This window comes from Hydrocoleum sp. CS-953, assembly GCF_002260545.1.
Taxonomy (GTDB): Bacteria; Cyanobacteriota; Cyanobacteriia; order Cyanobacteriales; family Microcoleaceae; genus Trichodesmium.
In genome coordinates this window covers 1-10,185 of the sequence record NZ_LGSU01001336.1, presented here as the reverse complement: position 1 = coordinate 10,185, position 10,185 = coordinate 1, and the positions used below count along the sequence as shown (strand labels likewise).

Annotated in this window: 8 protein-coding genes and 1 pseudogene; 1 reads left to right on the top strand and 8 read right to left on the bottom strand. The window is 35.6% G+C overall.

The genetic code is table 11. The features are described from left to right. Positions 1–63 precede the first annotated feature (63 nt). Together AFK68_RS24975 and AFK68_RS24970 are read right to left on the bottom strand one after the other, a co-directional pair. Positions 64–1,752, bottom strand: a complete 1,689-nt coding sequence (locus AFK68_RS24975) for a cation:proton antiporter (RefSeq protein ID WP_246844447.1) — start codon at positions 1,750–1,752, stop codon at positions 64–66. 51 nt (positions 1,753–1,803) lie between these two features. After that, on the bottom strand, positions 1,804–2,054 hold a 251-nt coding region (locus AFK68_RS24970), incomplete at its 3' end, for a cation:proton antiporter (protein WP_371357550.1). A gap of 948 nt (positions 2,055–3,002) precedes the next feature. Here AFK68_RS24970 and AFK68_RS24965 point away from each other — a divergent pair. Next, positions 3,003–4,121, top strand: coding sequence for a phosphatidylserine decarboxylase (locus AFK68_RS24965; protein ID WP_143438229.1), 1,119 nt, complete (start codon positions 3,003–3,005; stop codon positions 4,119–4,121). Between the two features lie 291 nt (positions 4,122–4,412). On the opposite strand, the gene AFK68_RS24960 is transcribed toward AFK68_RS24965, so the two are convergent. The 6 genes and pseudogenes from AFK68_RS24960 to AFK68_RS24920 form a co-directional block, all read right to left on the bottom strand. After that, a complete protein-coding gene (locus tag AFK68_RS24960) occupies positions 4,413–5,306 on the bottom strand; it encodes a hypothetical protein (protein WP_094675991.1) in 894 nt (297 codons plus the stop codon). A 343-nt stretch (positions 5,307–5,649) separates the two neighbouring features. Next, positions 5,650–6,153: pseudogene (locus AFK68_RS42535) on the bottom strand (IS5 family transposase); the annotation flags it as partial. A gap of 925 nt (positions 6,154–7,078) precedes the next feature. After that, complete coding sequence (locus AFK68_RS24940; protein ID WP_168186645.1) at positions 7,079–7,303, bottom strand: FkbM family methyltransferase; 225 nt, start codon at positions 7,301–7,303, stop codon at positions 7,079–7,081. A 180-nt stretch (positions 7,304–7,483) separates the two neighbouring features. After that, positions 7,484–7,861, bottom strand: a complete 378-nt coding sequence (locus tag AFK68_RS24935; RefSeq protein WP_143438228.1) for a hypothetical protein — start codon at positions 7,859–7,861, stop codon at positions 7,484–7,486. Between the two features lie 193 nt (positions 7,862–8,054). After that, positions 8,055–8,909, bottom strand: a complete 855-nt coding sequence (ylqF, locus tag AFK68_RS24930) for a ribosome biogenesis GTPase YlqF (protein ID WP_094675983.1) — start codon at positions 8,907–8,909, stop codon at positions 8,055–8,057. Between the two features lie 513 nt (positions 8,910–9,422). After that, the coding region (locus tag AFK68_RS24920; RefSeq protein ID WP_143438227.1) for an RNA-guided endonuclease TnpB family protein at positions 9,423–10,185 on the bottom strand (763 nt) is incomplete at its 5' end.

Below are 10,185 nucleotides of genomic sequence, written 5' to 3'. Positions count from 1 at the left end.
GTTGAGAATAAAACTTATTAATTTGTGCTTCAGGAGTTTGGCGATCGCACACATGAAGTATAGTCACGGAAGCTTGATAGTATCAGCAAAAAGTTGAGCAAATCTCACAGTTCTTAATGCTTGAGGCGTAATGTTTTTAACAGGTACTAAAATCCGATGAATATTAATCGGTTCTTCCAACAAACGCATCACAGCTACCGGGCAATGAGCAGAGTAAAATACCTGGTCTATTATATTTCCAAATAAACGAGCTTTAATACCAGTATTCTTGCCCCAACTCATAACAATTAAACTAGCATTTTTTTCTCGTGCTGTGCGACTAATAGTCTTAGCAAAATTATCAGAAATTCGAGTTTCTGGAGTAGTGTCAATTTGAAAATTTTTGCTAATGTCTAAAACAGAATTTAATCTTTGATAACTCTGCTGTAAAGCTATATTTAACTGAGGGGAATCCATCTTTAGATAACCTTTTACTAAGGATAAAGGAATTACTAAACCAGCTTCATGCTTTGCCAACATTGCTGCCATTTCAATCAAATATTTTGTTTGTAATGGAGAAAAATAGACTGGCACTAATACCACAAAATTATGGTTAAAATTTTCATCAACGTCTTCTGTAAAACCCTCTGGAATTTGTTGATGAGTTTCCCACCAAATCAAAGATTGATCTGATTCAATATCTACCTCTGGCAAAGAAAGTTTACTGGCAAACTTAGCAGTAAGAATCGGACCTAAAATAGAAGTTACTAACATCAGAAAAATTACACTATTAAATATAGTCTCTGGCAATATCCCTACTTGCACACCCACCAATGCAGCAGCTAAAGTAGCTGCTACCTGTGGCATCGACAGAGACCACATACTCATAGTTTCATTCCAATTATAGTGATAAATTTTTTGGGCAAAAAAAGCAGCTAAAAATTTACTGCCTAGCAAACCTAGAATAATTGATAAAGTTAACTCAAAGCTAGTTAAAAATGTATTGATAAAAGCTGAAATATCCAGCAGTAATCCCATATTAACAAAAAAACAAGGAATAAATAAAACACTCCCAACAAAATTTATTTTATCCTTAACCAGACTTTTACCCACTACATCATTAACTGCTAAACCTGCCAGAAAAGAACCAACAATTTTATCAACATTAATCACAGTTGCACCTAAAGCAGCAATAAAAACAACCAACAAAATAAATAAAAATTGATTACTTTCTTGATTAGTAGTTCGCCGGAAAAATTGTTTACCTAGCCATTGAAAACCCCAGAGAATTACAACGGAATAAATAGCCAAACTTCCCAATTGAATTGTCAGACTAATTACAGAAAAATTACCAGCATTAATTGACACACAAATTGCTAAGACTAATAAAGCTGCAATATCAGTAAAAATAGTTGCCCCAATTGTTACAGTAACTGCTTGATTTCCTACTACACCCAACTGTTGTACTATCGGATAACCTAAAAGAGTATGAGAAGCAAGTAAAGAACCTGTTAAAATTGCACCATTCCAACCTAAACCAAATATTTTTGCAACTAATGTACCAGTAATAATAGGGAATAAAAAAGTCGCAACACCAAAACCAAGAGAGCGGTCTTTATGTTTTTTAAATTCTGCTAAATCAATTTCTAAGCCAGCAACAAACATCAGATAAACTTTTCCAATATCTGATAATAACTTCATTGTCTCTGTTTCTGGGTCGAGTAATTTTAATCCATCTCCACCTAAAACAATTCCTGCTACTAATAAACCCACTAATCCAGGAAGTCGGAGACGCTCAAACAGAGGGGGGAGAGTTAAAATTANTGTTTTTTAAATTCTGCTAAATCAATTTCTAAGCCAGCAACAAACATCAGATAAACTTTTCCAATATCTGATAATAACTTCATTGTCTCTGTTTCTGGGTCGAGTAATTTTAATCCATCTCCACCTAAAACAATTCCTGCTACTAATAAACCCACTAATCCAGGAAGTCGGAGACGCTCAAACAGAGGGGGGAGAGTTAAAATTACTAATAAAAGAATCGTAAATGTGACAATCGGATTTTGTGAAAGCAATTTTGTTATCCTCTAATAAAAAATATCCTATTCTCTCTACTTTATAGCAATATGCTAATTTTGAAGTTTTCGTAGGATATTTTTAGAGCAATCAGAAAATAACTTATGCACAAGAAGAAAGACTTTTAAAAGAAGCGATCGCCTTAATTATGGATTTACTAAAAATTAGTTAGAATATGTTTGTAGTTTTGCTCTAGCCCCTTAAATATTTATCTTATTGTTCAAATCTTACTACGAGACTAATAACTGATACCTTATAACTGAAAAAAGGTGGTTGACAAAAAAACTTAACATGGTATTATTAAGTATAATGGGAAAGATGCGCTCATATATACGAAAATCAATTAAGCCAAAAAAGCAATATTTCCCTAACTTAACAGCAAAATTAAATTACACAACTAGGAAAACTCTAAAATAAGCCTAGGCAATATTAGGAGAAACTCTGATAACTGAAAAGTTAAGCTTTCAGCATTCAGCGGTTAGCTTATTACCTTTGTCAGCAGAATTAATATTAAGAGATTTCCGATTAAAGAAGCGATCGCCTTAATTATGGGTTTACTAAAAATTAGTGAGAATAATTCTTTTGTTTGTAGTTTGGCTCTAGCCCCTTAAACCAATATTTAAGGGCTAGAGCCAAACTACGAGCTAAATTAAATCAGGAACAAAAGTTTACTATTTGTCCGGTTAAACTGATAACTGATAACTGAAAAATGGGGTTGACAAAAAAAACTTGACATGATATTTTAAAGGGAAAACACTGTAAAATCACCCTAGTGTTCACCCTGAACGTTTGAACGAAAAGGACAAAAATAGCAGGAAAACTTGGCTAAGACGCTGAGGCGCAATTATTTGCACCCTGATAAATTACTAACGGCTCAATGATTTTGAGGAGAAAAACGAATGTCTAGATACGGATAGGGAAGTGATAGAGATGAAACCTTCAATTCTTTGAAGGAAATCCTTTATACCAATCCACTACTGACCCCGGAGATGGACCAGCACATGGACAAACTTCAGGTAATTTTAAGTAATCCTGTCGTCGAGGCAGCCTATAACCAGGCTGTTGCCAATGTGGTTCCCATTATTGAGCCAGAAGGGATAAAAAATCTTTGGTTCGGTACAAGTATCGATGATTTTCTTCTGTACTTTCGTGCCTGGTTTACTTTTTTGCCTAGTCCAGACGGAGAATTAGGCGGAATTTTACCTTTCACCTATTTCTATCGTGATAACCCTGCTGCTCTCTATTTCTTAAATTACTTGAAAAGTAAGAGTGCTAATCCCCGTCAATATACTTGTGAAATCTTCGATTGGACTAAAGAATTTATCCTGATCCGTGGTCAATTTATGGATAGTCCTGATTCAACCGTCTACATTGAAGACTGGCTTAATGACCCCACAACTGGAATGGAAGACTATATTTATCCTGATTGGGGTTTCAATTCTTTTAATGAATTTTTCACCCGCGAGTTAAATCTATCTGCCAATCCACGTCCAATCGCAGACCCTCAAGATGATTCCATTGTAGTGGCTTCAACGGACTCTCAAATTAACTTCCTAGAAGCTGATTTGACTCTCACCACTAGCCTGAAAGTCAAAACCAGGCAAATCAATGTTGCTGAACTATTTGCTGGTTCTAAATATGCCCAATATTTTGAGGGAGGAACCGCCGTCTCCTGTGCATTAATGCCATACAACTATCATCATTACCATTCCCCAGTAAATGGAAAGATTGTAGAGTCTCAAGATCTGCCTGGAATTTATAATGGTCTGAGCGATGAAACAGAGTGGTCTAATTCCAGAAATATGGCAGAAAGCTTCACGGATTTCAGTATTTTTGAGGATTTTCACCGTGCTTATTACATTATCGAAACAGAACAATACGGTTATGTTGGCTTAGTCGCTGTTGGCTTAAACACGATTAGTCGCATTATGCCCTCACTGATTCACAACGAATCAATATTCGTTTCACCAGGTGGTATGCCTATTCCCATTAAAAAAGGTGAAGAAATGGGACATTTCGCCTACGGTGGCTCTAAATATCCTACTCTTCCAAAAAGGCGTATTTAATGAGATTTCTTCAGATCTTGCTTCTGTTTTAATGGGGCAAAGTTTGGGGCGTATGTCTCCGCTTAAGGGTTAGAAACCTAAAAAATAACGGTCCGAAGTACACAGCGCCCGTTTTAACGGCTGGTTGAATAACGACACGCGGGTAATAAAGCGTAGTAAAAATCTGCTGCTATAGTTAGAGGAATAAGGAACAAGGCTTGTCGCCATGAACCGTAGAAAGCAGCGATATAATAATTATATTTTGGTTGGGTTGCCCTAGAGCTTTACCCAACCTACTTTAGTTATGACTTTTTAAACTTCCTCAGCAGCTTGAAGGATCAAACGACGAGCTACAGTTTGAACACCAGTATGTTCAAAATAATTAGTTGTCATATCAATAAATGCCGCCAAATAATCCAACTTATCATCAGCAATATCTACAAAATTTTGTAAACTATCAATAATCATTTGAGGGTCTAATCCTCGCGACGAAACTAAATTACTCATCCAACCCCTAACCGCATCAAAACTATTACCAATAAAATCAAGTTTACCCTGAGTACCATCACCAGGAATCAAATTATTTACCCTCTGAAATAAAGGATTTTGTTGTAAACCAGCAGAACTCATGCCCCCAATAATATCTCCCACACGATTAACAAAATCAGGTCCTAGAGGAATCAACCCATCGAAACAAACCAAAGCAACCATTCGCATTAAAGAAGGACCACTATATTCTTCTGCCAAAGCTGCCGAAAAATCACCTAAACTATCCATAGTTGGCATTCCATTCAATTTGCAAAAAGCAACCAACTCCGCTACTATTTTGATGGATAAATCTATTGCTTGAGTTGTATCTGCTGATGGAGTTAACTTATTCAGAAAACTCAGGAAAGAGATTTTTTCACCAATTTTATTTGCCATTGCTGTAGCACCTAGAGCAGCATCAGCTTTATCTAGACTTTGGTAAGTCCAGATGGCATCTTGATAACCTTGAGATTCGTCGTTATATATCCACAAAGCACGTTCACTAATTTTTTGAATCTTTTTGGATTTTTCTTCTCCAGTAATTTCACGAACTGTATTTTCAAAACCAACTAAATTATTCCATTCACCAGGTACGACGAAATCTAAGGCGCGTAATGCGGAGACTGTAATCCCACCAGTGGGTAAGTCATCGACTAATTTGATAATTGAATCGCTCATAATTTATCCTTCTGTATTAATTTTTTCCTCCATCACAACTTTGACTGGTTCCGGAGGCAATATTCTTATCCTATTTGTAATCTTATCAAGTCCAGCAAACCTTTTGTTGAGTAGCTTATACAATATAGTAATTCCCACAGTTATGAAGTACAGTTATTTTTCTTAGAGGCTGTTTGTAAAGAATTATGAAGTATTAGTAGCGATATAGCTGCCGCACTTGCTCCGCCAACCCTAACCGTTTTAACATTAAACGAATCATGGAAATATCAACCAAAGCTTCCCTATTGTGAGGATGTTCTTCATAATATGCAAGAAAGTCTACGATTACGGCCGCGCCCTCGCNTGCCACTGATTTCTCTAGTTTTCCTCTATAACCTTGATCTGCCCAAACAATTTTCAGATTCGGGGCATCATGTTTAGCTTGAAGAAATACAGACTTAGCTCCTTGTGTATCCTTTATATTTGCAGTATGTACAACTACACTCAGTAACAACCCTTGAGTATCTACCAATATGTGTCGTTTTCTTCCTTTTACCTTTTTACCAGCATCATAACCTCTAATCCCCCTTTTTCAGTCGTTTTTACCGACTGTGAATCAATTATACCCGCCGATGGTTCTTCAGTTCTTCCTTGTTTGATTCTGACTTTTCTTTCCTACCGAATGCTACGCAAACGTAACGTATGATTGATTTCTTTCCATACTCCACTGCGTTGCCAACGATAAAAATATGTAGCTACGGTCTGCCAAGGTGGTCAATCATGAGGAAGTGCCCGCCATGTACAGCCGTTGTGTAAAGCAACGAAAATACCATTAATAACTTCTGTTGTATCGACACTTCCAGACCTANATAGGAGGGAAAATCATTACAATTATCATTGTCTTACCTTTTGCGTTATGGCGATCGCTTTCCCTTACAAAACTTTACAAACAGTCTCTTATCTTCATACTCCTCTAATTTTCTACTCACCAAAGCAAAAAAAATTTTGTACCTCACTCTTTTTGGGAATTGCTATAGCATCCCACTTTTATGAATAGATATATCTTGGAAAAATAGTAGTTTCGATTCAACTTCTGCTCCAAATATTCATCTTGTGAAGCACCACCAGAAAAAATCAGCCGTAGGAAAGTTTTACCCTTGCATTCTCCAAAAAATTATGATATTGTGTAATTAAATGGGTTAACTCGTCCTCATGCATGACTTTTTGTTCAACTAAAAAATATAACAACTGGAGAATATAGATAGAAGCGATCGCTGAGATTTAGAGTAAGATTTTACCGAATAATTAATAATTAATAGTTAATAATTAATAATTAAGAGTTGATAGTCAATTAATTATTCATTCAACAATTCACGCCTTAAAGTCTCCCCTGGGATAGGGGATAAATCAAAAATTTTCCTTTTAGTGAATCCTATCCGTTTTCAGAAGGGGTAATTATTAATTATTAATTGTTTTCCTGCGGAATGCTTCGCAAACGGCACCTCGTCACATGAACATTGTTAATTGCTGAACCTTGGAACTACCACCTTTTCTTATTCTTACTAATCTAACACTTATTCAACAAAAAACNCCCCTGGGATAGGGGATAAATCAAAAATTTTCCTTTTAGTGAATCCTATCCGTTTTCAGAAGGGGTAATTATTAATTATTAATTGTTTTCCTGCGGAATGCTTCGCAAACGGCACCTCGTCACATGAACATTGTTAATTGCTGAACCTTGGAACTACCACCTTTTCTTATTCTTACTAATCTAACACTTATTCAACAAAAAACTACCTCTTTAGATAAAAAGCATCTCCCCAAGTTTCTCCTTCCCAATTTGTTTCAACTCTTTGAAAATTAAACCTTCCTATAAATTCATCTAGTTGCTCAACTCTGGCACAATTTTCAGATAATTCATCTGGATTAACTTCAGTCAAAATATAATCAATATTTTTCAGAGTTTCTCTACTACCTTTCAATACTTCTAACTCATATCCTTGTACATCAATAGTCAAGAAATTATAGTTTTCTTTATCCAGCTAAAATATCATCTAGTCTTACCATCTCCACAAATTCTTCTCTATCAAAAACAATCTCAGGATATTGTTCCAAATATTTTTTAGGCTGTAAAACAGAAGATGACCTTGCATTATTCGCACTTTATACATACATTTTAACTGTTTTATTTTCATTCCCTAAAGCCTTCTGATCTGAAATAACCTAACATTTTCTCCAACGTGGCTTTTAAGAATTTCAAAATTTTCAGAAAGAGGCTCAAAAAAAACTAAGTTAACTATATTTAATTTTTGATAAATTTCGTATTCCTGCCCATAATGAGCGCCAATATGGATTAATCCTTGAATTTCTAATTGATATTTATCAACAAGTTCCTGAAAATCAAGAGAGAGATTTTTGGCTCCCACTGGACCAATATTTCCAAATAGAAAGGAAGAAGGAAGAAGAGAAACTCCATAAATAAATAAATAATAGTTATTAATTAATGACGCTTTATTTTTCGCAGGTTTTGTCTGGAAATAATTCTTTTTTTGGTAATGGAGTTTTCCAACTACCAAAATCTTATACACAATTTTCTAGCGATCGCTTATTTATTAAATAAACTTGATATAGAGTTTCTCAAGTTGGTTAGATAAACTTGTCTTTTTTCTTCCTTGTTCCCTGTTCCCTAATACCTAGAATTTTGTACCTCACGCTTTTTAGGAATTGCTATAAATACTTCCTGATTAATAGAAAATCTTTTTTTCTCATTTAATAGGGTGGTAACTCCAAAGGTATTTGCCCTAATAAACCCTTGCGAAAATCATCCAAAATTCGCCTAGAAGTACGCTCAACATCTCCTTGATGAATCCGATCTGCCAGCTCATGTAAATAACCTTCACCTGTATAATTATCCACTTTTAAGCCATAACGAGAATCCAAACAAGAAGCAGAAATAAAACCATTACTATCTACTTCCAGAGACATCAAAAAATCAATCAAACTAGCAGCTATAATTTGATTATCATAAGCAGCATCCCCAATATCCTCACAAATAGCCAACTTAACCGCATCCTCTGGATTTTTAATTCTACTAGGAATTACACCAGGAGCATCTAACAATTCAATCTCATCAGAAATGCGTACCCATCTTAATTGTTTAGTCACACCAGCACGCCTCGCACTTTCAACAACCTTCCTCTTCAACAGTCTATTAATAAGAGCAGACTTACCAACATTAGGAAAACCAATTACCACAGCACGGACAGGGCGAGGTAACATCCCGCGATCGCGCCGTCTCTGATTAACAGCACGGCCAGCATCCCGCGCTGCCTTGGCCACATTTTTCACTCTATCACCCAACCGAGCATTAGTAAAATAAGGCACTTGTCCCTCACCTTCAAACCATTCCTGCCATCTTTTCATAACTTCCACAGGAATCATATCCATCCGATTTAATACCAAAACTCGTGCTTTAGTACCCACCCACTCAGATACCTGGGGATGATTAGTAGTTAGTGGGATACGAGCATCTCGAACTTCCAAAACTACATCAACTCGTTTCAGTTGTTCTTTCAGATTTCGTTCGGCCTTCGCAATATGGCCAGGATACCATTGAATAGTCATTTCAGTTATCAATTGTCAAATAAATTTAGCTGAATCGCCGAGAAGCCTAACACCATAATATGCAGATTTGGCGACCAGATGAATCGGCAGCAAATTGAATGGGTTCAATGTCTATTCAATTTGCAAACGTCCCAGCAGAAGCTTTCGCTCTGGTTGAAAAACTTGTATTATTATTTTGCAATAACCGCTCAACTAAACTTACTCAAACTTATTCAAAGGTCTGAAAGTCTAGTCATTCGTAGTGGGTAAAGCACTACAGGGTTAAACGGCAAACCCTTTATTCCTTGGTCAAAGACATCAGGAATTACTTTCTTAATAATATTCAATGACCCATTTACATCTGCATTTAATAATTTATTTCCCCTGGTTTTATACAACCCCTAAAATTTTGCTTTTCTTCCCTTCTGCCTTCTGCCTTCCTTCTTACAATAAACTAGAATCAAGACTTTGAGCTTCAGCTTTTGTTTCTGGTAAATGTAGGCCNACCGCTCAACTAAACTTACTCAAACTTATTCAAAGGTCTGAAAGTCTAGTCATTCGTAGTGGGTAAAGCACTACAGGGTTAAACGGCAAACCCTTTATTCCTTGGTCAAAGACATCAGGAATTACTTTCTTAATAATATTCAATGACCCATTTACATCTGCATTTAATAATTTATTTTTCCTGGTTTTATACAACCCTCTTGTTACTCTTTTTCCACTAAATTTCGTTTTTTTATCTCCGTATTTTGGTAAATCATCCCCATCCAAACAGCTCGATTGAGATGTATAAGATTCTTCTGTAATTATTACTTTTATTCCTCTTAATTTGGCTTTATACGTTAACATCTCTATTAACCTATAATGAGGGATGTTCACAAATTGTTGATTGTTCTTTTTGCCTAAGTTTATCTCTTGTTTCCAATTCTGATTCTGCCCTATAATTAAGATGCCTATTTCATGGTCAATGCACCAATCTATTACTCTTTTACTGGCTGTATGGAGATAATTTTCCACTCGACAATTTCGTTTGTGAGTTAATTTTTTTAACTTCGGAGAATTACTTTGATTGTGGTTGGTTTTTAATTGAGATTGTAAACAAGAGCGCTGTTTATTATAAAAGGTGTTAATTGCTTTTAATGGTCTGCCTTTAATCAATAGAGGTGAAATTCCTGTTTGATTTGTAGTTACAGCGATTAAGTTATTTACTCCTAAATCTACTCCTGCTATTTGTTTATTTTCTGTAGTTGACTCCGATTTTTCATAGACTATTTCTATTATATAACAACTACTTTTG